The 23,750-nt window shown below is 63.9% G+C and carries 24 protein-coding genes and 1 tRNA gene; 18 read left to right on the forward strand and 7 right to left on the reverse strand.

The features are described from left to right. The first annotated feature begins 44 nt into the window (after positions 1 to 44). Both AC0L3K_RS29355 and AC0L3K_RS29360 read left to right on the forward strand, forming a co-directional pair. Positions 45 to 260: a type II toxin-antitoxin system HigB family toxin gene (locus AC0L3K_RS29355; RefSeq protein ID WP_007597659.1), complete on the forward strand. Its 216-nt coding sequence runs from the start codon at positions 45 to 47 to the stop codon at positions 258 to 260. Next, positions 247 to 627: a helix-turn-helix domain-containing protein gene (locus AC0L3K_RS29360; protein WP_007597661.1), complete on the forward strand. Its 381-nt coding sequence runs from the start codon at positions 247 to 249 to the stop codon at positions 625 to 627. Before AC0L3K_RS29355 ends, AC0L3K_RS29360 begins: the two co-directional genes overlap by 14 nt. A 91-nt stretch (positions 628 to 718) precedes the next feature. On the opposite strand, the gene AC0L3K_RS29365 is transcribed toward AC0L3K_RS29360, so the two are convergent. Further along, positions 719 to 1,969, reverse strand: a complete 1,251-nt coding sequence (locus AC0L3K_RS29365; RefSeq protein ID WP_007597662.1) for an MFS transporter — start codon at positions 1,967 to 1,969, stop codon at positions 719 to 721. A gap of 141 nt (positions 1,970 to 2,110) precedes the next feature. On the opposite strand from AC0L3K_RS29365, the gene AC0L3K_RS29370 reads away from it, so the two are divergent. Together AC0L3K_RS29370 and AC0L3K_RS29375 are read left to right on the forward strand one after the other, a co-directional pair. Then, entirely contained in the window at positions 2,111 to 2,569 is a 459-nt protein-coding gene (locus AC0L3K_RS29370; RefSeq protein WP_007597663.1) for an Rrf2 family transcriptional regulator, read from the forward strand. 27 nt (positions 2,570 to 2,596) lie between these two features. Beyond that, a complete protein-coding gene (locus AC0L3K_RS29375; RefSeq protein ID WP_354200004.1) occupies positions 2,597 to 3,280 on the forward strand; it encodes a class I SAM-dependent methyltransferase in 684 nt (227 codons plus the stop codon). Positions 3,281 to 4,045: 765 nt separating this feature from the next. Here the strand turns inward: AC0L3K_RS29375 and AC0L3K_RS29380 are convergent. Next, on the reverse strand, positions 4,046 to 4,555 hold the full coding sequence (locus AC0L3K_RS29380; RefSeq protein ID WP_354200005.1) for a DUF2867 domain-containing protein: 510 nt from the start codon (positions 4,553 to 4,555) through the stop codon (positions 4,046 to 4,048). Between the two features lie 275 nt (positions 4,556 to 4,830). Here AC0L3K_RS29380 and AC0L3K_RS29385 point away from each other — a divergent pair, with 275 nt between their 5' ends. Further along, on the forward strand, positions 4,831 to 5,853 hold the full coding sequence (locus AC0L3K_RS29385) for an LLM class flavin-dependent oxidoreductase (protein ID WP_354200006.1): 1,023 nt from the start codon (positions 4,831 to 4,833) through the stop codon (positions 5,851 to 5,853). 30 nt (positions 5,854 to 5,883) lie between these two features. Here the strand turns inward: AC0L3K_RS29385 and AC0L3K_RS29390 are convergent, their stop codons facing one another. Further along, complete coding sequence (locus AC0L3K_RS29390) at positions 5,884 to 6,042, reverse strand: hypothetical protein (RefSeq protein ID WP_354126950.1); 159 nt, start codon at positions 6,040 to 6,042, stop codon at positions 5,884 to 5,886. Between the two features lie 447 nt (positions 6,043 to 6,489). On the opposite strand from AC0L3K_RS29390, the gene AC0L3K_RS29395 reads away from it, so the two are divergent. Beyond that, positions 6,490 to 8,784: an MHYT domain-containing protein gene (locus AC0L3K_RS29395; RefSeq protein WP_473367347.1), complete on the forward strand. Its 2,295-nt coding sequence runs from the start codon at positions 6,490 to 6,492 to the stop codon at positions 8,782 to 8,784. Between the two features lie 75 nt (positions 8,785 to 8,859). On the opposite strand, the gene AC0L3K_RS29400 is transcribed toward AC0L3K_RS29395, so the two are convergent. After that, the gene (locus AC0L3K_RS29400; RefSeq protein ID WP_473367351.1) at positions 8,860 to 9,270 is read right to left on the reverse strand and encodes a hypothetical protein; all 411 of its coding nucleotides are present in this window, start codon (positions 9,268 to 9,270) and stop codon (positions 8,860 to 8,862) included. A gap of 312 nt (positions 9,271 to 9,582) precedes the next feature. On the opposite strand from AC0L3K_RS29400, the gene AC0L3K_RS29405 reads away from it, so the two are divergent. Then, complete coding sequence (locus AC0L3K_RS29405; RefSeq protein ID WP_245285951.1) at positions 9,583 to 9,807, forward strand: hypothetical protein; 225 nt, start codon at positions 9,583 to 9,585, stop codon at positions 9,805 to 9,807. A gap of 249 nt (positions 9,808 to 10,056) precedes the next feature. After that, a complete protein-coding gene (locus AC0L3K_RS29410; protein ID WP_473367348.1) occupies positions 10,057 to 11,478 on the forward strand; it encodes a DUF7986 domain-containing protein in 1,422 nt (473 codons plus the stop codon). Between the two features lie 80 nt (positions 11,479 to 11,558). On the opposite strand, the gene AC0L3K_RS29415 is transcribed toward AC0L3K_RS29410, so the two are convergent. Then, a tRNA-Arg gene (locus AC0L3K_RS29415) sits at positions 11,559 to 11,635 on the reverse strand. 163 nt (positions 11,636 to 11,798) lie between these two features. Beyond that, positions 11,799 to 13,298, reverse strand: a complete 1,500-nt coding sequence (locus tag AC0L3K_RS29420) for an ATP-binding protein (protein WP_219682512.1) — start codon at positions 13,296 to 13,298, stop codon at positions 11,799 to 11,801. A 384-nt stretch (positions 13,299 to 13,682) separates the two neighbouring features. Between AC0L3K_RS29420 and rpmH the strand changes: the two genes are divergently transcribed. The 10 genes from rpmH to dapE all read left to right on the forward strand — a co-directional run bounded on the left by rpmH (position 13,683) and on the right by dapE (position 22,713). Then, a complete protein-coding gene (rpmH, locus tag AC0L3K_RS29425) occupies positions 13,683 to 13,817 on the forward strand; it encodes a 50S ribosomal protein L34 (RefSeq protein WP_008542748.1) in 135 nt (44 codons plus the stop codon). Between the two features lie 28 nt (positions 13,818 to 13,845). After that, entirely contained in the window at positions 13,846 to 14,289 is a 444-nt protein-coding gene (rnpA, locus tag AC0L3K_RS29430; RefSeq protein ID WP_354200008.1) for a ribonuclease P protein component, read from the forward strand. 13 nt (positions 14,290 to 14,302) lie between these two features. Next, a complete protein-coding gene (yidC, locus tag AC0L3K_RS29435) occupies positions 14,303 to 16,150 on the forward strand; it encodes a membrane protein insertase YidC (RefSeq protein WP_354162527.1) in 1,848 nt (615 codons plus the stop codon). A gap of 112 nt (positions 16,151 to 16,262) precedes the next feature. Beyond that, positions 16,263 to 16,916: a ribosome biogenesis GTP-binding protein YihA/YsxC gene (gene yihA, locus AC0L3K_RS29440; protein WP_354200009.1), complete on the forward strand. Its 654-nt coding sequence runs from the start codon at positions 16,263 to 16,265 to the stop codon at positions 16,914 to 16,916. Beyond that, complete coding sequence (locus tag AC0L3K_RS29445) at positions 16,916 to 17,287, forward strand: DUF423 domain-containing protein (RefSeq protein WP_007597682.1); 372 nt, start codon at positions 16,916 to 16,918, stop codon at positions 17,285 to 17,287. Before yihA ends, AC0L3K_RS29445 begins: the two co-directional genes overlap by 1 nt. Positions 17,288 to 17,493: 206 nt before the next feature. Beyond that, a complete protein-coding gene (gene argB, locus AC0L3K_RS29450) occupies positions 17,494 to 18,381 on the forward strand; it encodes an acetylglutamate kinase (protein ID WP_007597683.1) in 888 nt (295 codons plus the stop codon). Between the two features lie 185 nt (positions 18,382 to 18,566). Next, positions 18,567 to 19,553 (forward strand): DUF1036 domain-containing protein, encoded by a 987-nt coding sequence (locus AC0L3K_RS29455; RefSeq protein ID WP_354127106.1) that lies wholly within the window; start codon positions 18,567 to 18,569, stop codon positions 19,551 to 19,553. A gap of 199 nt (positions 19,554 to 19,752) precedes the next feature. Then, positions 19,753 to 20,445: a pyrimidine 5'-nucleotidase gene (locus AC0L3K_RS29460; protein ID WP_354126956.1), complete on the forward strand. Its 693-nt coding sequence runs from the start codon at positions 19,753 to 19,755 to the stop codon at positions 20,443 to 20,445. A gap of 244 nt (positions 20,446 to 20,689) precedes the next feature. Beyond that, the gene (gene dapD / locus AC0L3K_RS29465; protein ID WP_354200010.1) at positions 20,690 to 21,535 is read left to right on the forward strand and encodes a 2,3,4,5-tetrahydropyridine-2,6-dicarboxylate N-succinyltransferase; all 846 of its coding nucleotides are present in this window, start codon (positions 20,690 to 20,692) and stop codon (positions 21,533 to 21,535) included. A gap of 11 nt (positions 21,536 to 21,546) precedes the next feature. Beyond that, positions 21,547 to 22,713, forward strand: a complete 1,167-nt coding sequence (dapE, locus tag AC0L3K_RS29470) for a succinyl-diaminopimelate desuccinylase (RefSeq protein ID WP_354200011.1) — start codon at positions 21,547 to 21,549, stop codon at positions 22,711 to 22,713. A 163-nt stretch (positions 22,714 to 22,876) separates the two neighbouring features. Here dapE and truA read toward each other — a convergent pair whose 3' ends face one another. Continuing rightward, a complete protein-coding gene (truA, locus tag AC0L3K_RS29475) occupies positions 22,877 to 23,614 on the reverse strand; it encodes a tRNA pseudouridine(38-40) synthase TruA (protein ID WP_354200373.1) in 738 nt (245 codons plus the stop codon). Positions 23,615 to 23,750 lie beyond the last annotated feature (136 nt).

Raw genomic sequence — 23,750 nt, forward strand, 5'->3', positions numbered from 1 at the left:
CAAACCAAAAAAGTCGAAAAACAACCCCATGCACAGTAACCGGCATGAGCGGGATCAATGACTTAGACGGTTACGAAGCATTGATCCGGCGACCAGAACAACGACGACACCACAGCTACGGGGAATTCGTCGCGAACGTCCGGATTGCACCCATCGTTGCAGTCGATTTCGAGAAGAGCATCGTGTGGATCAAGTGGATCGGCACGCACCGGGACTACGACAAGGTCGATGTAAGGGAGGTTCGGCATGGCGGCGACTGAGATTAGGCCAATTCGGACGAAGCAAGACTATGATGGCGCACTCAAGGAGGTGGAGCGCCTCTGGGGCGCGAAGTCCGGCACACCCGAAGGCGACCGTCTGGATGTGCTCGCGACGCTGATCGATGCATACGAGGCCGAGCATGATCCGATGGATCCGCCCGATCCTATCGAGGCCATCAAGTTTCGCATGGAGCAGCAAGGGCTGACCCGGCGGGACCTGGAAGAGATCATCGGGACACGCACCCGCATCGCCGAGGTTCTGAACCGAAAGCGCGGGCTGTCGATCACGATGATCCGCCGCCTCCATGAACGTCTTGGAATTTCCGCAGACGTTCTGATCCGACCGAGCCGTAAAAAGGCGGCGTGACGACTTGCGGATTTTAAGACGCGTTCTTGGCCCGTCGGGCAAAACAGGCGCAGAACGGCATCATCGAACGCATTGGCCATTGCGCGGCGTTTCAAGCCGCATCGGCTCGGAGGCGCGACTGGCGCCCCGCCCAAAATGCGCAGATCGCCAATCCCTGCACCAGCGCCGCGGCAACATAAAAGCCGGGCGTGGCGCCCGTACCGGCCGGAAGCCATTCCCGGATCAAACCAAAGACCGCCGGCGCAAATGAATAGGCGCCTTGCGACATCGCAACGATCAGCGCGACCACACGCGGCACGTCGTCCGGAGCGAATTCGAGCTGCGCAATCAGCGGCGGAAGGAACGTCCCGTTGCCGAACCCGAGGCCGAACAAGACAACACCGAGGATCAACAGCGGAATGTTCGTTCCGGCCGCGGCAATGAATGTGATCGTGCCGGCGATTTGAACGGCGTAGCTGGCGCAGGCAACCAGCCGCCGGTCGATGCTTTCAGGCATGAGCCAGCCCAGCAGCGTCCGGCCGGCGATCGCCATGACGCCGATCAGTCCCACCACCGGCCCAGTCCATTGCGCACCGAGCGCAGGCAGCAGCAGCGAGAAGAGATGTGCGGTCAGGCCGATCTGTGCGAACAGCCCCAGGCTCATGCCAGCCGCGAGCGTCAGGAATTTGCGGTCCCGCCAGAGCGGCGATCCCGGCAGCGGCCGTGCGCACTTCGCCGAGACAGTCTCTTCGGCCGGGGCCGCGCCGTCCGGCATCGATCCGGTCTGCTCCGGCGCGCGCGACAGCACAGTGCTCGCAAGCAGCCACACTACCACGACCAAGATCAGGCCGATGGCTGCTGCTGCAACGGCAAACCCAAGCTTGGCAATGGCCGCAGCCCAGAGCGGCGAAAAGATGATCCCGCCGACATTTGCGCCGTTATAGGCGACCGCGAGTGCCGCGGGACGACGACGGACGAACCAGGGCGACACGATGGCGTTGACCGCGGCCACGCCCATCGTCACCCACCCTGCACCACTCAACACCGTCGCGCCGAACAATTGCCACGGCGTCGCTGCTATCGCCCATCCAAAGACGCCGACGGCCAGCGACAGCGCCCCGGCCTTCGTCACAGCCGGAATGCCGAAGCGCCGATAGAGCGTCGGCAGATTGGCCGTCACGATCGATCCCGCCAGGAAGTGCACGGTGACGGCCGTCGAGACCAGGGCCAGCGGCCATCCGTGGGCTTCGCGAATGGCACTCAGGAAGATCGGCGGCCCATAGAAGCCGAACCCCAGGCCGAGAACGGCGAGACCGAACGCCGCGGCGACAACGCGCCATCCATAGAACGTTCCGCTTCGCATCGTCGTCAGCCGCCTGAGCTTTGCGACGAGATTCTGCACAGACCTGGCGGCGCGCAGTTCGCTTCCGGTCGAAGCGTGAGATCGGAAGGCTCGCGCCGAAATCGCTTGACTTGAATGAAATCATGTAACATATAAAGTTACATGAAACGAGACAGTCGATTATCGGGCGTGCTGCACGTCCTGCTGCACATGGCACAGCAGCCTGGTCCCTTCACGTCCGAGACCCTGGCAAAAGCAATGGATACCAACCCGGTGGTGATCCGGCGGATCATGGCCGGGCTTCGGGACCTTGGTTACGTCCGCTCCGAAAAAGGCCACGGCGGCGGCTGGACGTTGGCTTGCGACCTCGCGAAGGTGACGCTGCGCGACGTCTACATCGCGCTCGGCAGTCCCTCGCTTCTGGCGATTGGTAACCGGACGGAGGCGCCGGGCTGCCTCGTCGAACAGTCCGTCAATGCCGCCCTCGATCAGGCGTTTGGCGATGCGCAGGCGCTGCTGCTGTCGCGCTTTGGCGAGGTAACGCTGGCGATGCTGGGCGACGATCTGCGCAAGCGCCTCGGCTCGCGAAAGCTTCAGGGCATGAGCGCGCATGGCGCGTGATTGGCCCATTTCAGCAAGGACGACATCATGACCGACGTTCAGAACGTGTTTTCCGATCCGCAAGCGGTGGCGAGATACACCGAAGGACCGCCACGGTTCGTCCCCGGCTACAATGCCATGCTGTCCATGGCGGCGATCCTACTGGCCGAGCGCGCGCGTGACGATGCACGGATTCTCGTTCTCGGAGCCGGCGGCGGCCTGGAGCTGAAGGCTTTTGCGCAAGCGCATGGAGGCTGGAGCTTCGATGGCGTCGATCCGTCCGCGGCCATGCTGGGGCTAGCGAGGCAAACCCTCGGATCGTTCGCGCCACGCGCGCGTCTTCATCAAGGCTACATCGACGATGCTCCGGAAGGCCCGTTCGACGGCGCCACCTGCCTGTTGACCCTGCACTTCGTCGATGTCGAGGAGCGACGCCGTATCGCCTCGGAGATCCGCCGCCGGCTCAAGCCGCGCGCGCCCTTCGTGGTCGCGCATTTGAGCGCGCCCAATGGCGAGGAGGAACGCCCGCTGTGGCTCTCGCGATACTCCGCGTACCTCGCCGCGTCCGGCGTCGAGCCGGACCAGGCGGCCGCCGCGCGGAACGCCGTCACTAACCATCTGGAAATCCTCGCGCCTGCGCAGGATGAAGCGATTTTGCGGCGGGCCGGATTCTCCGACCCGACGCTGTTCTATACCGGCTTCACTTTCCGCGGCTGGGTCGCCTACGCCTGAGGCGTCACGGCAACACGGGCCGGCGTCAATACGACGCCGGATGCGCCAGGGAGCGTAGTCATAAACCCGATAGCTCGCGAAGTCGGCGGTATCCGTTCTCTCGCGAAACCGGACATGGCAGTTCGCCTTTGCGAGTCAGCACGGGGGCAAAAGCGACGTTGGCGGGATCGAACTGGTTGCGCGACATTTTTATGCAACCTTTGACGGCCACAACACTATATGGAAAGAAGCGGCCAGTCAGGGGTCCTTCCTCACTGTCGCTGAGAAAAGGAAGATGCGCATGTTTTGGATTGGATGCGGACTTATCGCCGCTCTCACATTTGTCGTCATTCCTTATGTGTCAGATGATCAATGTAGAAAACGATGGGAGCCGATGAAACAGAAGGCTTATTGGGACTGGCAGGCCGGGTGCGTGGTGAATGTTGGAGGTGCTCTCGTTCGTGAAGAGAACGTTCAGATCGGCCCCGCGATAAAGTTCAATCCGCCGAGATCGAACTAGGCCCAGCTTTACTTTGCACCAACGCTCATCGGGCAATTACGGACAACCACCCGATTTGCGAGGAATAGGTCAGCCACCGAGAGCGCACGACGACTAAAGAATCCTGAATGTCTGCCTTGGGTCAAAATGCGAAGAATTGAACCTGAGCAGATCCAGTCCGCCTTGCCTCACCAAGCGGACCTCAACGCGATGCGCCGCTATTTTGCTGATGGGCCAGAAGCCGGCTCGTTCGTCGACCGCAGCCAGTCACGACCACCAAAGCATGCTCAATTCTTCGTTGCTCTTGCCGCCTGCTCCAAACTGGCCGGGACAATCACGCGATGAAACGGTGCTATCGTCGCAAGATAGATGCGCCCCAGTCGGTTATGGCAATGCACCACGGTCCCCGCGACCAGCTCGCGCCCATTTGCTGCATCGGCGCGAAGTTGAATGGTGACGCGGAAGTCGAGATGCCGGTCATCCGCGCCCACGACCAACTCCGTCGCAGTCTTTGACAGCACCGGGAAGAAGCCGATAACCGGCCCACGTGCCGCCGCGGCGAGACCGACGGCGCGCGACGATTTGACGGCGACTGCCGCCATCACCACATCGCGGACACGCGTGAGCGCACGGATCCACCACGCCTGTCGCTCAAGCGCGGCGCGTGCCAGCACCTCTACGTCATCGCTGGCGCCCGCCGGCAGTTGAATTGCAAAGGCGTCCAAAAGGTCCGCGCCCGCGTAAAGCGGCGCAAGCACGCTGCTGCTGGGCATGGGTACGGCGCGCGCTTTTGTCATGGGATCAGGTACCGCATGCTGGAGAGGGCTTAGCGCAGCTGGCGTTTCAGACGATCTTGCCGCCGCAGTCCTTTTACATCCCCGCGCTCTGCATCGCAACAATCCTGCGGCGCACCTGTCTCAGTTGGGTGAAAAGGGGCGCTTGCAGCGTTGCCTGCTTCGGTCCGCTTCCCCCTCGAGGAACGGCACTTACGCGTACACGCCTGCCCATGTTGCCATTTTTTTCCTCGATCCGAGGTGTCGCAAACTGTTCTCATCATCCATATGTTGCCTCCATGAAAAAGATCGGATTCCTCTCCTTCGGGCACTGGACGCCCTCGCCGCAATCGCAGACCCGCTCGGCCGCGGACACGCTGCTGCAATCGATCGAGCTTGCGGTTGCGGCGGAAGAGCTCGGCGCCGACGGCGCCTATTTTCGCGTGCACCATTTCGCGCGGCAGCTCGCCTCGCCCTTTCCGCTGCTCGCCGCGGTCGGCGCCAAGACCAGCAAGATCGAGATCGGCACGGCCGTGATCGACATGCGCTACGAGAATCCGCTCTACATGGCGGAGGACGCCGGCTCTGCCGATCTCATCGCCGGCGGGCGCCTCCAGCTCGGCATCAGCCGCGGCTCGCCCGAGCAGGTGATCGATGGCTGGCGCTATTTCGGCTACCAGCCGGCCGAGGGCGAGAGCGACGCCGACATGGGCCGGCGTCATGCCGAGGTCTTTCTCGACATCTTGCGGGGCGAAGGTTTTGCAAAACCCAACCCGCAGCCGATGTTCCCAAATCCGCCGGGCCTGTTGCGGCTCGAGCCGCATGCGGAAGGCCTGCGCGAACGGATCTGGTGGGGGGCCGGCTCGAACGCCACGGCGGTCTGGGCCGCCAGGCACGGCATGAATCTGCAGAGCTCGACGCTGAAGAACGACGAGACCGGCGAAGCCTTCCATGTGCAGCAGGCCGCTCAGATTCGTAACTATCGCGCTGCGTGGAAGGAAGCCGGCCACGCCCGCGAGCCCCGCGTCTCCGTCAGCCGCAGCATCTTCGCGCTGATCGACGATCGCGACCGCGCCTATTTCGGCGGCGAGCGCGGGAGCGAGGACCAGGTCGGCTTCATCGACCCGCGCACCCGCGCGATCTTCGGCCGCTCCTATGCGGCGGAGCCGGATGTGCTGATCGAGCAGCTCCGAGCGGACGAGGCGATCGCCGAGGCCGACACGTTGCTGCTGACAATCCCGAACCAGCTCGGCGTCGACTATTGCGCGCACGCCATCGAGGCGATCCTCACGCACGTGGCGCCGGCGCTCGGGTGGCGGTGAGGCGAATGGTCGATTTGGCGAAGCGCGCTCTCAAAACAAGGCGGCGCTGACAGCCTGTCCGTAGATCATTGCGGCCACGAGAGAGAGCAGCAAGCCCGCGCCCGAAAAGATCACGAGGACTTTCAGAGTTTCGACATCAACGTCGGTTCTCGTCGCGCGGGATATCGCCTTTGCCAGTGCAGCCATCATCGCCAGCTCCGAACAGGCCGCGCGGAGGCACGGCCTGTTCCATCTAGCGTCATTGGGCGCGTTTGCGTGTGAAGCAGATTACAGGTGATCTCGCGTGCTGCACCTCACACCGCCGGCCGAGCCTGCCTGGATCTTACCATTGGTAGCGCGCCACGCCCTTGCCGGCGTAGCAGCGCGTGACGTTGCCCTCGCGTATGGCGGGCGGCCGCTCGTCATGCATCTTTTGCGGGAACCGGCCGACTTGCTGCCACCTTTGCGGTGCAGGCTCGTCGTCGGTACTATTCTCAACTGATTCTCGTCTGGCGAGGTACGGATGCCGCGGCCGGTCATCGGCGCCGTCCTGTCAGGCGGAAACGATCTTGGTGCCGAGGATGACTCGGCGTCGTCGGGGGAGGACAATTTGCGGGAACGCGAACGCGAACGTAAGTTCGGCTAGCGTCGGCCGAAATGCATCATCATGCGGCTTTTCACGATCCCGTTCTGGTTGCGTTATCGATTCTGATCGCGGCACTCGCCTCCTATACGGCGTTGGACCTGGCGACCCGAATGCGAGCTGCTTCGGGAAGGGCCCGCCGATCCTGGCTGGTAGCCGCCGCGATCGCAATGGGCGGCGGCATCTGGTCCATGCATTTCGTCGGTATGCTGGCCTTCAGCCTGCCTGGAATCGAGATCTCGTACGACCCATTCCTGACTCTCCTCTCGCTTGTCATTCCGATCGTCGTCGCCGCTGCGGCCTTTGCCGTCGTCGGACGACGGCCACGGGCGCTCCTCGCATCCGGCTTCGCGATGGGACTTGGTATCTCCGGCATGCACTATACCGGCATGGCCGCGATGCGAATGGCGGCCCTCATGGAGTACGATCCCCGATGGGTTGTGCTCTCGATCCTGATCGCGATCAGCGCCTCCGTCGTGGCGCTCTGGCTCGCCTTTCGCAACACCAACGCGGTCCAGCGGCTGTTCGCGGGACTGGTGATGGGCCTTGCGGTCTCCGGCATGCACTACGCCGCGATGGAAGGCGCCATGTTCCTGCCGACGAACATCATGGCCCGGCAGGCAGGACATCTCGGCGTCGGTCAGGCGCCGCTCGCGTTCCTGCTCGCCGGCATCACCATTGTGATCCTGAGCATCGGAATCGCGGCTGCCGTCTATGACAGGGCTTCCGCGGAGCGCGCTCAACGCGAGGCCGACACCCTGAGGCGCAGCGAAGAACGCTTTCGGCTCCTTGTCGAAGGTATCGTCGACCACGCGATCTTCATGCTCGATCCGGACGGGCGCGTGGGCAACTGGAATCTCGGCGCGCACCGGCTGATGGGCTATGGCGATGACATCGTGGGGACGAGCTACACGATCTTTCACACCGAGGAGGATTGCGCGGCCGGGGCCCCGGCGCGCGCCCTTGTTGAAGCCGAGCGGGAGGGGAAGTCTGCAATCGAAGGCTGGCGTGTCCGCAAGGACGGCAGCCGCTTCTGGGCGGAAGCAACGATCGTTGCGGTACGGAACGAGAGCGGCGCAATCGCCGGCTTTGCGAAGATCGTGCGCGACGTCAGCGAAAGGCGACGGGCACAGGATGCGCTGGATCGGGCGCGCGAAGCACTGATGATGTCGCAGAAGATGGAAACCATCGGCCAGCTTACCGGCGGCGTGGCCCACGACTTCAACAACCTGCTCGCAGCCGTTCTCGGCAGCCTCGAACTTCTGAAGAGGCGCCTGCCGCCGGGCGATGCGAAGGTCCAGCGCCTGGTGGACAACGCGACGCTAGGCGCGCAGCGGGGCGCGTCCCTGACCCAGCGTATGCTCGCTTTTGCGCGTAAACAGGATCTCAGGCCGGCGGTCGTCGATATCCACGAATTGGTGCACGGCATGGCCTCATTGCTGAAATTCGAGGCCGGAATTCGTGTCGAGACGCTGTTTCCGATGGACCTGCCGAAGGTGAGGGTCGACGCGAACCAGCTCGAACTGGCTGTCCTCAACCTGGCGGTCAACGCACGTGATGCGATGCCGGGCGGCGGCCTGATTACCATTGCCGCTCGCGAAGAGCGGGGCGGTGGCGGCCTTCGGACGAGCGACTATGTTGCGCTCTCGGTGAGCGACACCGGCTGCGGCATGGATGACGAGACCCTCAGGCACGCCCAGGAGCCGTTCTTTACGACCAAAGGCGTCGGCAAAGGCACCGGGCTCGGCCTGTCAATGGTCCACGGACTTGCCGAGCAGTCCGGCGGCAAGCTCGCTTTGAGGAGCCTTCCCGGGGAGGGCACGACAGCCGAAATTTGGCTGCCGATGGCCGGGGAGACCGCGGTGCCTGACCCGCGCGCGGAAGCTCCGGCGCCCGTACCGCGGGCCAGCCGACAGCTTTCCGTACTTGTCGTCGACGACGACCTCCTGGTGCTCGAGAACACGGCAGCGATGTTGGACGATCTTGGGCACATCGTGGTCGAGGCGCGCTCGGGCGACGAGGCACTGGCTTTGCTCCGCCGCACCCGTACCGTCGACCTGGTCGTGACCGACTATGCCATGCCTGGGATGACTGGACTGCAGCTGGCCAGCGCTGTCGCCGCGGAGCGCCCCGGGACGGTCATCCTCCTGAGCACGGGATACGCAGAGATTCCCAGCGACGAACGATCCAGCCTGCCGCGATTGTCAAAACCATTCGACCAGGCTGCGTTGGCGAAGGCCATCGAGGCGGCAATGCGCGAAGACGAGCCAACCGGATCCATCGTCGCCTTTCGGCCGAAGAGCGCGTGAAAGCCGGATGATGAATGGCGCACGCCGCCTGCGCGCGGTGCGGTCCCGGTTCGGAGACTCCAAGGCAATGGTCCATCAAATCCCGCCGGGAAGCTCGACGCCCGCTTCCGTCAGGTCACGGAGGAATTTCCGCACCAGGAGCATGTTGGTTCTCTGCAGCTCGTGATTATTGCCGAACTTGAACTGATTGGCTTCGGTCACGATCAGTCCATGGTCGGTCTCGCGGAAAATGCCTTGCTTCTTCAAGCGATCGGCGCGCCGCCGGACGGTTTCGATCGGCAGACCGAAAAAGCGGGACAGGGCGGCACGGGAAACGCCCTGCTTGATCTTGTCCGGCTCAACCGCCTGGATGCTGCCAAATTGCCGGTCCAGTTCGGGGTTCTTCATGATCTTGAGAACGTTCGCGTTCAAGACCGCATGAATGATCATCAAGTCCAGCGGATCGAAATCGTAGTGGCGGAACATTTCGCTGGCTGCGCACAGCATGTAGGCCAACGAGTGGCGGGAGACGGTTCGGATCAAATCCGCCGCGATGTCCTCGTCTTTCGCCGTACCAACCATGGCCAGTGCCCGCTTCTACGGATGTCCGGTCCGACGTCCACAAGTCGGTTGCAAGCCAGTTATATGTCTCCCTGGCGCACCGCGTGAGGCAGGACCGGTCTGCTGTTTCCCCCAATATGGGTATGGTCGCGGTTCCATCGGGTCAATAGCTGGCTTGTCGGCAACATCATTTTCACCGATACGAGGTTGAGTTGCCGGGCGCGCAATTGGCGCGTGCCAATTGTAGTCATGGGCCAAATGACATTTATCATCGAAGCTATTAAAGACGACTGCCGCACCGTGGATTTCCGTGACAGCGCGATCGTTGCGGTGATCCTGGCCCGCAAGCACGCGGTGAATGGTTTTGTGGTTTCGATCACGGCTCCGAACGGGCAGCTTTTTTTCGCCGATCAGTTCAACCTTTTGCTGACGAGCAAGGGGCTCGGTTCGGATCCGACGGCGCAGGAAGTTGGGCGGCGCTAAAGCGGGCCTTGTTCGCGTAGGCTTGGAACCGGTGCAATCAATTGCAGCGGCTTCGGTGAGCGGTGCGAGCAGGCATCGTCGGCGCGCACGCGGCCCTGGCGTCGCAGGGCCAGTTCGGGTGCCAAAGAAATTCGTTGATCGTCGTTTCGAAAAATCCAGTTCCGGATCGAACAGGTCGCGCGGGCCTGCTAAACTCCGGCATGGCCGCGCTTACGCGGCGACCGGGAATTCCGGGATGCGAGCAGGGACATGGCCAGCAAGCACGTGCTCGAAGGGTTGATAAGGTGGTCTACGCGCGATCGATGGGCCGATCGGTTCGACTGGGTCCTTGAAGGTCACCTTGTCCCCACCTGCGAGGAAACCGGCATCGAGATCGAGCAGATCGCTTCGACCATCGGCGAAGACCTGTTCATGAGCACCGTGTGGGCCTGCGCTTTCGAGGACTTCCTGACCCGTGAATTCGACGGCGAGAACGCGACGGATGACTATCTCAAGCGCCGCGGCTGGAAAGAATCCGCATCGATTCGCAATTACATGGCCGCGCTGCGGAAATCGACGATGAGCCTCTATGAGGTCAGCGACATCGTCCCCGACACTTCGTTCCTGGCGCGCGACCTGCTTCGCGACGCCGAACCGGTCCTGGTCAGCGAGCGGAGCGCGACCCGAAGCCTCAAGCCATGGGACCGCATTGCCGCGCGCGTGGTTCATGTCGGTTCGCGGTCGCAGATCGGTGGCGGCTTGCTGGTATTCGACCACGAGACATCGGAACTTTTGGTCGCGGCCGTTCGGAAGCTGGAGTCGCTGAGCAGCGAGGAAGAGCGAGAATTGGCGGAAGCGAACGGATACGAGTTCGACGAGGACCGATTCTCGGATCTTTCTCCCACCGACAGGCTCCGCGCAATCACGCCCATGTTCACCACGTTCTGGCTTGTCGACGCCATCGACCGAATTCAGTCACCGAGAATTCCCGATTTGCGGAACGCGGAAGGGGACGAGGTGATGCTGTGCGAGGCGCGCTTCCCGCTCGCCGCCCGCACCACGGGGCGTGACATCCGAGCGGCGTTGGAAGCACGTCCGGAGTTTCGCGCCACGAGCTCGAAGTCATGGAGCTGGGTTGGCGAAAACAGAAGCGCAGCCAAGCCCGCCGCCGCACCAGGGCACGACGGATCATCGCGGAAACAGCTGACCTTCGAAACATGGTCCGACGAGGACAGGCTCGTGCTGGGCGATATACGGCTGGAGAGCAAGACGTTGGTGCTCAATACCAACTCCGAACAGCGCTGCAGCCGCGGATGCGCACTGCTGTCCGACGCGCTCGGCGGACGCCTGCGCCACCCCTCGGTCAAGACGGAATCGATCGAGCAGGTCATGGTGTCGCGAGAGTCTGCCATGCCAAATCAGCTCGATATCCCTGAGGACGAGCAGCGTGCCATCGTCCATGACTACATGGACCGGCATTACCGTGACGTGCTCGATCAACCGGTTCCCGCGCTCGACGGGCAAACGCCGCGGACCGCGGTGAAGACGGAGGGCGGACGGATGAAGGTCGTCGAGTGGCTCAAGCTCATGGAGAACCGGACGGCGAAGCACGCCGATCCAGATAATCCGATGGCCAGCTACAATTTCGCGTGGCTATGGACAGAGTTGGGTCTCAGTGAGCGGAGGGAGTGAACGAACCGGGCAATGACCGCTGCGCTGGGCCGCTGAAGGGGGCTTCGATCCGCGTGACCAGGCGACAGTCGGTACCGAAATGGCGCGCCCGGAACGATTCGAACGTCCGACCCTCAGATTCGTAGTCTGATGCTCTATCCAGCTGAGCTACGGGCGCGTTTTTCGCTGACAGTGCGGGCGTGGCCCGCAGGCAGCCCCCGGCGACGCCGGAGGGGTGCGAAAGAGCGCTCTGACTAACCGCTCTTGCCCCAATTGGCAAGGTCCGGATTGGGGAGATTTTGCAGGGACATGACGGTTTCCGCACTCGGCCGCCGGCCGACCTACGCCCGCGCCCGCTCGTTGCGGACGGAGAGCAGTTCCACGGGGCGGTCGGGGATGACGATCCGGAAGGTGGCGCCGATGGTGCCTTCGACCAGATGGATGTCGCCGCCATGGGCGCGGACCAGCTCGGCGGCGATGGCAAGGCCGAGGCCGCTGCCGCCGGGGCGGCCGGAGGTCTGGAACGCCTCGAACAGGTGATCGCGGGTCTTCTGCGGCACGCCAGGGCCGGTGTCGGAGACCTCGATGATGGCGACCGCGCCCTCGCGTTTTCCCGTGATCCGGATCTGCTGCGCGCCGCCCTCGGCGGACGCATGGCTTTCCAGCGCCTGGGCGGCGTTGCGGACGAGGTTGAGCAGCACGCGAAACAGCTGGTCGGGATCGGCGTCGACCGCGAGCCCGCGCTCAATCGCGGCGACCCAGGCGATCGAGGCGTCGGAGGCAAGGCCGGCGGTCTCGCGCACCTCCAGCACCACAGGCTCGATCATGATCATGCGCCGGTCGGGCGCGGCTTCCTGAGCGCGGCCGTAAGACAAGGTCGACTGGCAGAAGGCGATGGCGCGCTCGAGCGAGCGCACGAGTTTTGGCGCAAAGCGCTGCACCCGCGGATCCGGCACGCTGGCGAGCTGGTCCGACAGGAGCTGCGCCGAGGCCAGCAGATTGCGCAAATCGTGATTGATCTTGGAGACGGCGAGGCCGAGGGCGGCGAGCCGGCTCTTCTGGTGCAGCATCGACATCAGGTCGCGCTGCATGTCCGACAATTCGCGCTCGGCAACGCCGATCTCGTCGCTGCGCTGGCTCGGCACGATGATCCCCGCCGAACTCTCGGGATTTTCGTGGAAGCCGACCAGGCTCGCAGTCAGCCGCCGCATCGGGCGCACGAAGAGATAATGCATGGCGAGATAGACGAGGCCGGCGGTCAGCACCGCGATGATCAGCGCGACCACCACGACGTTGCGGGAGAAGCGGTACATTGACTGCCGCAGCGGCAGCTCGTCGGTGACAATCTCCATGAACTGGGCGTTGCCGACGCCGGGCCCGACGATCCGGATGGCCTGGTTGCCGGTCTCCAGCATCATCCGGAACGAGCCGGTGATCGCCTCCCACGCCGTCATGTCGCGCAGGTCGATGTCGTGCTCGATGGCCGCGGGCAGATTGTCGCTGGCGAGCAGACGGCGCTGCTGGCCCATCTTGATGGCGACGGCGCGCGCATTGATGCTCTTCAGGATCTCGCGCGAGAGCGAATCGGGGACCATGCCGAGCGGCGCCGCATCGAGCACCAGCGCCGCCGTGTTGGCCGCGGCGACGCGGTCGTTGAGCCGGTTGACCCAGAAGTTGGCGATGGCCGGCACGTAGAGCAGGATGGCCGCGATCATCACCAGGGGAACGGTGAGCAGCAGCAGCTTGCCGGACAGCCCAAGCCCGCGCGTCCCGCGCGGCAGCGCCGCCGGCGGGTCCCGCTGATCCCCATCCTGGATCGGCTGGAGGTCTGTCGCTGCCACGAAATTCGCCCTCGCTGCCTTTACCGGATGAAAGATATCGCCGGGTGAAGGGTTTTGGCGCGTATCAAGATGCGGCCCGCCCCCAGCGCGGTCAAATTACAGATCGTCAATCTGCCAAGGTCGGATGTAAGCGCAGATCTGGCGAGTCGCTACCTCAAGGGTTAAAAACCCCGCACGGACAGCGATATTCGCCCGAATTGAGCTCTTGTGCGGCGTTGACGAAAAGAAGGCGCTCGCATATAAGCCGGCCAATTGTCCGCGATGACCCGGTGTGACCGCCGGGAGCGGCTCTCTTGGGGCCGAAAAAGGCCCGTTTTGGGCAGCATCTTCCGGACTTTATCATCAATTCTACAGGCAAATTGCCCGGTCAGCGGAGAAAAACCCGTGAAGCGGACTTATCAACCCAGCAAACTGGTGCGCAAGCGCCGTCACGGCTTCCGTGCCCGTCTCGCCACGGCCGGCGGCCGAAAGGTGCTCGCCGCCCGCCGCGCCCGCGGCCGCAAGCGTCTGAGCGCCTGAGCCGGACCCCCTTTTTTGGGATTTCATCATGGATCGGCTGAGGCAGCGAGCGGATTTCCTCGCCGTTGCCAATGGCGCGCGGGTGAATAGTCCCGCGTTCGTCCTGCAAAGCCTTGACCGCCGAAGCCTTGACCGCCAAAACCTTGGCCGAGACGATAGCGGCCCGATCCGGATCGGCTTCACCGTCACCAAAAAGAACGGCAACGCCCCCCAGCGCAATCGCATCCGGCGCCGGCTTCGCGAACTGGTGAAGCGGCTCGACCCGATGTCGATGCAGCCCCATCATGATTATGTGCTGGTCGGCCGAAGGGACGCGCTCTCGCGCGACTTCGCCACCATGCTCGACGATCTGCGCATAGCGTTCGCGAAGCCCGCGCGGCATACGCACAAGGGACGCGGCTCAAAAAGCAGCCCAACAACCGACGGCTTAAAGCCCGGCCCCGCTCCTGCGACCAGCCGCAAACCGGATTGATGACGAGAGAATGATGACCGACAACCGCAATACCATCCTCGCCGTCATTCTGTCGGGCTTCGTGCTGATCGCCTGGCAATATTTCTACAACATGCCGGCGATGGAGAAGCAGCGCGCGCAGCAACAGGCACAGGCCGAGCTGCAGAAGACCACGCCGCAGCCAACGGCTTCCGCGACGCCGGGCGCCACGCCGCAGGCCGGCAGCACGGCCCAGCCGTCGACGCCGAGCGCGAACCAGCAAGCCCAGCCGGTCCAAAGCCGTGACAGCGCGATTGCAGCGAGCCCGCGCGTGAAGATCGAGACGCCGCGGATCGCCGGCAGCATCTCGCTCAAGGGCGGCCGCATCGACGATGTCGCGCTGGTGCAATTCCGCGAAACGGTCGACCCGAAGTCACCGCCGATCATTCTGTATTCGCCCTCGGGTACCGCGGAGCCCTATTACGCCGAGTTCGGCTGGGTGCCGGCGACGGGCGTGACGGCGAAACTGCCGGACGCGCAGACCGTCTGGAAGCAGGACGGCAGCGGCAGCCTGACGCCAACCACGCCGGTGGTGCTGAAATGGGACAATGGCGAAGGCCTCAGCTTCCGCCGCACCATCGCGGTCGACGACCACTACCTCTTCACCGTCAAGGACGAGGTGAGCAATGTCGGCAACGCGCCGGTCACGCTCTATCCGTTCGCGCTGATCTCGCGCCACGGCACGCCGCAGGTCTCCGGCTACTACATCCTGCATGAAGGCCTGATCGGCTATCTCGATGGCTTGCAGGAATACGCCTACAAGAAAATCGACGAAGCCCGGACGGTGAACTTCAAGGCCACCAATGGCTGGCTCGGCATGACCGACAAGTACTGGGCCTCGGCGCTGCTGCCGGACACCAGTGCGCAAATTCAGGCGCGCTTCTCGTCGAACCCGAGCGGCAACGTCCACACCTACCAGACCGATTATTTGCTCGATCCCGTCACTGTCGCGATCGGCGGCTCCGCGACCGCGAACGCGCGGCTGTTCGCCGGCGCCAAGGAAGCCAGCGTCGTCGGCATCAACTTCCCGCTCGCCGGCCATGGCGGCTACAACAAGGAACTCGGCCTCAACCATTTCGATCTGTTGATCGACTGGGGCTGGTTCTACTTCATCACCAAGCCGATGTTCCTCGGCCTCGACTTCTTCTACCGCTTCTTCGGCAATTTCGGCATCTCGATCCTGCTCGTGACCGTGATCGTGAAGCTCCTGTTCTTCCCGCTGGCGAACAAGTCCTACGCCTCGATGGCGAAGATGAAGTCGGTCCAACCGCAGCTTCAGGCGCTGAAGGAGCGCTACCCTGACGACAAGGTGAAGCAGCAGCAGGAGATGATGGAGATCTACCGCAAGGAGAAGATCAATCCGGTCGCCGGCTGTCTTCCCGTGGTGATCCAGATCCCGGTGTTCTTCTCGCTGTACAAGGTGCTGTTCGTCACCATCGAGATGCGGCACGCGCCGTTCTTCGGCTGGATCAAGGATCTTTCCGCGCCGGACCCGACCAACCTGTTCACTCTGTTCGGGTTGATCCCGTTCGATCCGACCACTATCCCGGTGTTCGGCCACTACCTCGCGCTCGGCATCTGGCCGATCATCATGGGCATCACGATGTGGTTCCAGATGAAGCTGAATCCGACGCCGCCGGATCCGACGCAGCAGATGATCTTCAACTGGATGCCGCTGATCTTCACCTTCATGCTGGCGGGCTTCCCGGCAGGCCTCGTGATCTACTGGGCCTGGAACAACACGCTCTCGGTGCTGCAGCAGAGCTTCATCATGCGCCGCAACGGCGTGAAGGTGGAGTTATTCGATAATCTCAAGGCGACGTTCGCGAAGAAGGCGACGTAGCGGTCGTCATTGCGAGGAGCGAGCGACGAAGCAATCCAGAGCCCCTCCGCGGACGCATTTCTGGATTGCTTCGCTTCGCTCGCAATGACGCGGACAAACAGAAAGCCTTCGCATGAATGACGACAAGGATGCGAAGCTGATCGAGGTCGGGCGGAAGCTGTTCACGCGCGACTGGCAGTTCATCTGGGCCTCGCCCTCGACTGAAACGCTGCCGCCGATGGTGGGGCTGGAGATCGCCTTTGCCGGCCGCTCCAATGTCGGCAAGTCCAGCCTGATCAACGCGCTGACCGGGCGCAACGCGCTCGCGCGCACCTCGCATACCCCGGGCCGCACCCAGGAGCTGATCTTCTTCGAGGTCCCCGGGAAAAGTGAACTGCGCCTCGTCGACATGCCCGGCTATGGCTACGCCAAAGCGCCGAAGAGCCAGGTCGCGTCCTGGACCGAGCTGATCCACAAATTCCTGCTCGGACGCGCCAGCCTCGCGCGTGTCTACGTGCTGGTGGACGCGCGGCACGGCCTCAAGGACGTCGATCTCGAAGTCCTGAAGACACTCGATCGCTCCGCGGTCAGCTACCAGATCGTGCTGACCAAGGCCGACCAGATCAAGGCCACCGAGCTCCAATCGCGCATCATCGAGACCGAGGCCGCGCTCGCCAAGCGTCCGGCGGCGTTCCCCAACGTGCTCGCGACCTCGTCGCGGAGCGCGACCGGCATGGCCGAGCTGCGCGCAGCGATCGCAAAGTTGCTGGAAGAGCGAACCTCGTAATGACGGCATTCCGCCTGCTGATCGGGCTTGCCGGCGTGATGGGCGCCGCCGGCGTCGCGCTGGCCGCGGCTTCCGCGCATGGCGGCGATGCGAGCCGGCTCGCCGCCGCAAGTGCCATGCTGCTGTTTCATGCAACCGCCATACTCGCGGCCGTCGCCCTGCTCGGGCGCGGCCTTCTGCACGACGGAATTGGCATCATCGCCGCGTCCGGCTTCGCAGCCGGCGCCGCGCTGTTCGCGGGCGACCTCACGTTGCGGCAATATGCCGGCCATTCGCTGTTTCCCTATGCAGCGCCGACCGGTGGATCGGTGATGATCTTGAGCTGGCTGGCGGTGACGCTCGCCGCGGTGGTGGTGAAGCGCAGTCCGTAGCCCGGATGGAGCCAACGGGTCGGCGCGAAGCGCCGCCCGATGACAGGCTCCGCGCAATCCGGGAGAGCTTGCGCGGGTAGATTCCCGGATTACGCTGCGCTCCATCCGGGCTACGCGGCTGCGTGTGGGGGACGAAGACCACTTTGCGCCCCGCCCGCCAATCGGATAGAACGCGGCCCGAGTATCCCGCCAGCGAGATCCGCCTCATGACCGAAATCTCCCCGCTCGACCAGGCCCGCATCCTGTCCGAAGCGCTGCCGCACATGCAGCAGTATGACGAGGAAACCATCGTCATCAAGTATGGCGGCCATGCCATGGGCGACGAGGAGACCGCGAAGAATTTCGCCCGCGACATCGTGCTGCTCGAGCAGACCGCGATCAATCCGGTGGTGGTGCATGGCGGCGGCCCGCAGATCGCGACCATGCTGAAGCGCCTCGGCATCGTCTCGGAATTCGCAGCCGGCCTGCGCATCACCGATGCCGCGACCATCGAGATCGTCGAGATGGTGCTCGCCGGCTCCGTCAACAAGCAGATCGTCGGCTACATCAACGAGGCCGGCGGCAAGGCCGTGGGGCTATCAGGCAAGGACGCCAATATGGTGAAGGCGTCCAAGACGACGCGCACCATCATGGATCCGGACTCGCACATCGAGAAGGCGGTCGATCTCGGCTTCGTCGGCGATCCCGAGAAAGTCGATCTCACGCTGCTCAACCAGCTGATCGGCTACGAGCTGATCCCGGTGCTGGCACCGCTCGCGACCTCGAAAGAGGGCCAGACGCTGAACGTCAACGCCGACACTTTCGCCGGCGCTGTGGCCGGCGCGCTGAAAGCGAAGCGGCTGCTGCTGCTCACCGACGTGCCGGGCGTGCTCGACAAATCCAAGAAGCTGATCCCGCAGCTCTCGGTGAAGGACGCACGAAAGCTGATCGCCGACGGCACCATTTCCGGCGGCATGATCCCCAAGGTCGAGACCTGCATCTATGCGCTCGAACAGGGCGTGGAGGGTGTCGTCATCATCGACGGCAAGATGCAGCACGCGGTGCTGCTCGAGCTCTTCACCAACACCGGCACGGGCACGCTGATCCACAAGTGATGCGAGAGGCGCCACGCATGAAAGCCGTCATGGCCAGGCAACAGCGCGAAGCGCGTCTTCGCGAAGATGTCCCGGCCATCCACGACCTTTCGTCCCGCGCCAAGAACGTGGATGCCCGGGACAAGCCCGGGCATGACGAGTTGAGGACTCGGCGGCATCGCCGCTCGACCTTGAGCCGTTTCTTGATGACGCTCCCTGCCGCAGCCATCTCGTTCGTGTTCTCCTCCGCACCGGCGTTCGCCGACCTGAAAATCTGCAACCGCATGTCCTATGTCGTCGAGGCCGCGATCGGCATCGACGACAAGGCGGCGACCGCGACGCGTGGCTGGTTCAGGATCGACCCCGCCACCTGCCGCGTGGTCGTGCAAGGCACGCTCTCCGCCGACCGCATCCTGCTCAACGCCCGCGCGCTTGGCGTCTACGGCGCCTCCCCGATCCCGCAGAACGGCAGCGACACGCTGTGCGTCGCGCAGGACAATTTCGTCATCGCGGCCGCGCGGCAGTGCCGCAGTGGCCAGACCCAGGCCGCCTTCACCCAGATCACGCCGACGCAAGGCGCGGACGGCAATTTCGTCGCCTATCTCGCCGAGGACTCCGAATATGACGACGAGCAGGCTCGCCTCGCCGGCATCCAGCGGCTTTTGGTGATCGCAGGCTACGACGCCGCGCCAATCGACGGCGTCGACGGGCCGAAGACGCAAGGCGCGCTGGCCGCTTTCCTGAAGAGCCGCGGATTGTCGTCCGACATCCTGTCGTCGCCGAACTTCTTCAAGACCATGGTCGATGCCGTGCAGACGCCGTCTGCGACCGGCCTCACCTGGTGCAACGACACCACGCACAAGGTGATGGCGGCGGTTGCCACCGACGACGGCAAGGCGGTGACCAGCCGCGGCTGGTATCGCATCGACCCCAAGACCTGCCTGCACCCCGATGTGAGCGGCCAGCCGAAGCAGATCTTCAGCTTCGCGGAAGCCATCGACGCCGACAACCGAATCGTCAAGCTAAAGGACAAGCCGCTGAACTGGGGCGGCGACAAGCAGCTTTGCACGCGCGAGACCAAGTTCGAGACCAACGAGCAGACCGACTGCGGCGCGCGCGGCTTCGCGGCGACGGGTTTTGGCGCGGTGGACATGTCGAGCGGCGGCAAGACGCTGCGGTTTGCGATGCCGTGATTGCTTTTGTGATCGTACCGGTGCCATGCACTCCGCTGTCGTCCTGGCGAAAGCCAGGACCCATGACCCCAGGATCGCGTTTGGCGAAGAACGACGACTAGCGTGCCCCAATGATCGGTCACGGAGTATGGGTCCTGGCTTTCGCCAGGACGACGATTGAGGGTGGGGCGCCGCCGCGGTCAACGGATAGAGAGTGAAAATGAAATCCCCCCGTGCCTTCGGCCATATCGACACCTGGGTGTTCGACCTCGACAACACGCTCTATCCGCACCACGTCAATCTGTGGCAACAGGTCGATGCGCGGATCACCGAGTTCGTTTGCAATTGGCTCGATCTGACAGCGGTGGAAGCGCGCAAGATCCAGAAGGATTATTACCAGCGCTTCGGCACCACCATGCGCGGCATGATGACCCTGCATGGCGTCCGCGCCGACGACTATCTCGCCTATGTCCACAAGATCGACCACTCTCCGCTAGAGCCGAACCCGGCGCTGGGCGAGGCCATCGCAAAACTGCCGGGACGAAAGCTGATCCTGACCAACGGTTCGGTCGATCATGTCGATGCGGTGCTGGCGCGGCTCGGCTTTGCCACGCATTTCGACGGCGTGTTCGACATCATCGCCGCCGACTTCGAGCCGAAGCCGGCGCCGCAGACCTACCGCAAGTTTCTCGCCGACCATTCGGTCGATCCGACCCGCGCCGCGATGTTCGAAGACCTCGCCCGCAACCTCACCGTCCCGCACGAACTCGGCATGACCACCGTGCTGGTGATACCGGATGGGACGAAAGAGGTCGTGCGCGAGGACTGGGAATTGGCGGGCCGTGATGCCGCCCATGTCGACCATGTCACGGATGATCTCGCGGGTTTTTTGGGCAGGCTGTCTCCCAAATAACCGCTGTCGTCCTGGCGAAAGCCAGGACCCATTATCCCAGGGTGGAATTTGGCGCGAGCTGATAACTACCAGTCTTCGCCAAACACCTCCCAGGGGTAATGGGTCCTGGATCGGCGCTCACGTTGTTCGCTTGTCCAGGACGACGATGGAGGACGACACTGAGTTTGCCTTGACTCCGTCCCCCCAAATCCCGAAAAAGCGCTCCAAATCACCGCAAATCCTGCCTTCCCGAGAGGAAATCCTGATGTCCCTGTCCGCCCTCGAATCCACCATCAACGGCGCCTTCGAGGCGCGCGACGGCGTCTCGACCTCGACCAGGGGCGAGGTCCGCGAGGCCGTGGATCACGCGCTGGAGATTCTGGACAAGGGCGAGGCCCGCGTTGCCGAGCGCGGCACCGACGGCAAGTGGAAGGTCAATCAATGGCTGAAGAAGGCGGTGCTGCTCTCGTTCCGCCTCAACGACATGGGCGCCATTCCCGGCGGCCCCGGCAAGGCGACCTGGTGGGACAAGGTGCCCTCGAAGTTCGACGGCTGGGGCGAGAACCGCTTTCGCGACGCCGGCTTCCGCGCCGTCCCCGGCGCCATCGTGCGCCGCTCGGCCTTCATCGCCCGCAACGTCGTGCTGATGCCCTCTTTCGTCAATCTCGGCGCCTATGTCGATGAATCCACCATGATCGACACCTGGTCGACCGTCGGCTCCTGCGCGCAGATCGGCAAGCGCGTGCACATCTCCGGCGGCGTCGGCATCGGCGGCGTGCTCGAGCCGCTGCAGGCCGAGCCTGTGATCATCGAGGACGATTGCTTCATCGGCGCGCGCTCCGAGGTCGCCGAAGGCGTGATCGTGCGCAAGGGCGCGGTGCTGTCGATGGGCGTGTTCCTGGGTGCATCGACCAAGATCGTCGACCGCGAGACCGGCGAGATCTTTATCGGCGAAGTACCGGAATATTCGGTCGTCGTCCCCGGCGCGCTGCCCGGCAAGCCCATGAAGAACGGCCAGATCGGCCCGAGCACCGCCTGCGCCGTCATCGTCAAGCGCGTCGACGAGCGCACGCGCTCCAAGACCAGCATCAACGAGCTGCTGCGGGATTGATTGGGGCGCGCATGACCGATGCTCTCTCGATTGCCCGCGATCTCATCCGCTGTCCCTCGGTAACTCCGGCCGATGCCGGTGCGCTGGGTGTGCTCGAACAAGTCCTCACCGCAGCCGGCTTCACATGCCACCGCGTGACCTTCAGCGAGCCCGGTACCGCCGACGTCGACAATCTCTATGCGCGGATCGGCACTGACGGGCCGCACATCACCTTTGCCGGCCACACCGACGTGGTGCCGCCTGGCGACGAGAGCGCCTGGAGCGTCGGCGCATTCTCCGGCGAGGTGAAGGACGGCTTTCTGCACGGCCGCGGCGCGGTCGACATGAAGGGCGGCATCGCCTGCTCGGTCGCCGCGGTGCTGGAGCATCTTGCCGCGAACGACGGCAAGCCACGCAGCGACGGCAAAGGTTCGATCTCGTTCCTGATCACTGGCGACGAGGAAGACGTCTCCATCAACGGCACCATCAAGCTGCTGAAGTGGGCGGCGGAGCGCGGCGAGAAATTCGATCATTGCGTGCTCGGCGAGCCCTCCAACGTCGAGGCGCTCGGCGACACCATCAAAGTCGGCCGCCGCGGCTCGCAATCCGGCACGCTGTATGTCGACGGCGTGCAGGGCCATGTCGCCTATCCGCACCGCGCTGCCAATCCGGTGCCTGATATCTCGCGGCTGATCGTGGCCATCTCCGACGAGCCGCTCGACCATGGCAGCGCGCAGTTCCAGGCCTCCAATCTCGAATTCACCTCGGTCGACGTCGGCAACACCGCCAACAACGTCATCCCGGGCCAAGCCCGCGCAAAATTCAACATCCGCTACAACGACAACCACACCCAGGCGAGCCTGCGCGAGCTGGTCGAGACGCGGCTGACAAAAGCCTGCGGCAACCGCATCCGCGCCCGCATCGTCTGGGAGCCCTCGAACTCGAACGTGTTCGTGACCAAGCCCGGCCCTTTCACCGATCTCGCGGTGTCCGCGATCGAGGAAGTCACGGGCCGCAAGCCGGAGCTGTCGACCTCAGGCGGCACCTCGGATGCGCGCTTCATCTCGAGCTATTGCCCGGTGATCGAGTTCGGCCTGGTCGGCCAGACCATGCACCAGGTCGACGAGCGCGTGCCGGTCAGGGACCTGGAGCAGCTGACGAAGGTGTATCGCGGGATTTTGGCGAGGTATTTTGCGTAGCCCCCATTGCCGCCAAACCCTCCGCTGTCATCGCCCGGCTTCACCGGGCGATCCAGTAATCCGAGACAGCAGTCATTGATCCGAGAGGTCGCGGCGTACTGGATTCCCCGCCTTCGCGGGGAATGACAGTGGTGAGCGCGGCGAGAGTTTCCAGCCTCGCGCTCTAATAATCCACCTGCATCAGATACAGCCCGTCCGGCGGGGCGACGATGCCGCAGGCGGCGCGGTTGCGTGCAGCGAGCGCTACGGAGAGATCTTCGGCGGTCCAGCGGCCTTCGCCGACCCACATCAGCGACCCCACCATCGAGCGCACCTGGCTGTGCAGGAACGAGCGCGCCGAGGTGAGAATCGTGATCTCGCGCCCGTCGCGCAGCACGTCGAGCTGATCGAGCGTCTTCTCCGGCGACCTGGCCTGACACTCGGTGTCGCGGAAGGTGGTGAAATCGTGCTTGCCGAGCAGGCGTTGTGCCGCCGCATGCATCGCATCGGCGTCGAGCCGGCGCGGCACGCGCCAGGCATGGCCGGCATCGAGCGCGAGATTGGCGCGGGTGTTGACGATGCGGTAGCGATAGTGGCGCTTGATGGCCGAGAAGCGCGCTTCGAAAGTCTCCGGCACGATATCGGCTTCGAGCACGGCGATGGGATGCGGGCGCAAATGCGCATTCAAGCCGTCGCGAAAACGGCCCTGCGGAAACTGCTTGTCGATATCGACATGCGCGACCTGGCCGCGCGCATGCACGCCGGCATCGGTGCGCCCGGCGCCGTGCACGCGCGCATCCGCGCCGGTCATCGCCTTCACGGCAGCCTCCAGCGCGCCTTGCACCGAGGGCAGCGTCTCCTGCACCTGCCAGCCGAAGAACGGCGCGCCGTCATATTCGATGATGAGCTTGTAGCGGGGCATCTTGTCCAGTTTCGCTGTCATCGCCCCGCGCGCCCCGGCCCAACACTTAAACGCAGCCGATTCGGTAGACCCCCCACCCGCCGGGGTCGGGGTAACCCCCCCGCGCGGGGGGTTACCGCGGGAAGGGGATTTTGGG

It is taken from the genome of Bradyrhizobium sp. MI1.10 (assembly GCF_055811035.1).

What these genes read in the sequence shown, in the direction of transcription:
- AC0L3K_RS29355 (WP_007597659.1), top strand. Translation starts at nt 45, where the DNA reads ATGAGCGGGATCAATGACTTAGACGGTTACGAAGCATTGATCCGGCGA.
- dapD (WP_354200010.1), top strand. Translation starts at nt 20,690, where the DNA reads ATGTCCCTGTCCGCCCTCGAATCCACCATCAACGGCGCCTTCGAGGCG.
- AC0L3K_RS29445 (WP_007597682.1), top strand. Translation starts at nt 16,916, where the DNA reads ATGACGGCATTCCGCCTGCTGATCGGGCTTGCCGGCGTGATGGGCGCC.
- AC0L3K_RS29455 (WP_354127106.1), top strand. Translation starts at nt 18,567, where the DNA reads ATGACGCTCCCTGCCGCAGCCATCTCGTTCGTGTTCTCCTCCGCACCG.
- AC0L3K_RS29375 (WP_354200004.1), top strand. Translation starts at nt 2,597, where the DNA reads ATGACCGACGTTCAGAACGTGTTTTCCGATCCGCAAGCGGTGGCGAGA.
- AC0L3K_RS29395 (WP_473367347.1), top strand. Translation starts at nt 6,490, where the DNA reads ATGCATCATCATGCGGCTTTTCACGATCCCGTTCTGGTTGCGTTATCG.
- AC0L3K_RS29405 (WP_245285951.1), top strand. Translation starts at nt 9,583, where the DNA reads ATGACATTTATCATCGAAGCTATTAAAGACGACTGCCGCACCGTGGAT.
- AC0L3K_RS29385 (WP_354200006.1), top strand. Translation starts at nt 4,831, where the DNA reads ATGAAAAAGATCGGATTCCTCTCCTTCGGGCACTGGACGCCCTCGCCG.
- AC0L3K_RS29380 (WP_354200005.1), bottom strand. Translation starts at nt 4,555, where the DNA reads ATGACAAAAGCGCGCGCCGTACCCATGCCCAGCAGCAGCGTGCTTGCG.
- AC0L3K_RS29460 (WP_354126956.1), top strand. Translation starts at nt 19,753, where the DNA reads ATGAAATCCCCCCGTGCCTTCGGCCATATCGACACCTGGGTGTTCGAC.
- argB (WP_007597683.1), top strand. Translation starts at nt 17,494, where the DNA reads ATGACCGAAATCTCCCCGCTCGACCAGGCCCGCATCCTGTCCGAAGCG.
- AC0L3K_RS29360 (WP_007597661.1), top strand. Translation starts at nt 247, where the DNA reads ATGGCGGCGACTGAGATTAGGCCAATTCGGACGAAGCAAGACTATGAT.
- AC0L3K_RS29370 (WP_007597663.1), top strand. Translation starts at nt 2,111, where the DNA reads ATGAAACGAGACAGTCGATTATCGGGCGTGCTGCACGTCCTGCTGCAC.
- yidC (WP_354162527.1), top strand. Translation starts at nt 14,303, where the DNA reads ATGACCGACAACCGCAATACCATCCTCGCCGTCATTCTGTCGGGCTTC.
- AC0L3K_RS29390 (WP_354126950.1), bottom strand. Translation starts at nt 6,042, where the DNA reads ATGATGGCTGCACTGGCAAAGGCGATATCCCGCGCGACGAGAACCGAC.
- AC0L3K_RS29410 (WP_473367348.1), top strand. Translation starts at nt 10,057, where the DNA reads ATGGCCAGCAAGCACGTGCTCGAAGGGTTGATAAGGTGGTCTACGCGC.
- rnpA (WP_354200008.1), top strand. Translation starts at nt 13,846, where the DNA reads ATGGATCGGCTGAGGCAGCGAGCGGATTTCCTCGCCGTTGCCAATGGC.
- yihA (WP_354200009.1), top strand. Translation starts at nt 16,263, where the DNA reads ATGAATGACGACAAGGATGCGAAGCTGATCGAGGTCGGGCGGAAGCTG.
- AC0L3K_RS29365 (WP_007597662.1), bottom strand. Translation starts at nt 1,969, where the DNA reads ATGCGAAGCGGAACGTTCTATGGATGGCGCGTTGTCGCCGCGGCGTTC.
- AC0L3K_RS29400 (WP_473367351.1), bottom strand. Translation starts at nt 9,270, where the DNA reads ATGCTGTGCGCAGCCAGCGAAATGTTCCGCCACTACGATTTCGATCCG.
- truA (WP_354200373.1), bottom strand. Translation starts at nt 23,614, where the DNA reads ATGCCCCGCTACAAGCTCATCATCGAATATGACGGCGCGCCGTTCTTC.
- dapE (WP_354200011.1), top strand. Translation starts at nt 21,547, where the DNA reads ATGACCGATGCTCTCTCGATTGCCCGCGATCTCATCCGCTGTCCCTCG.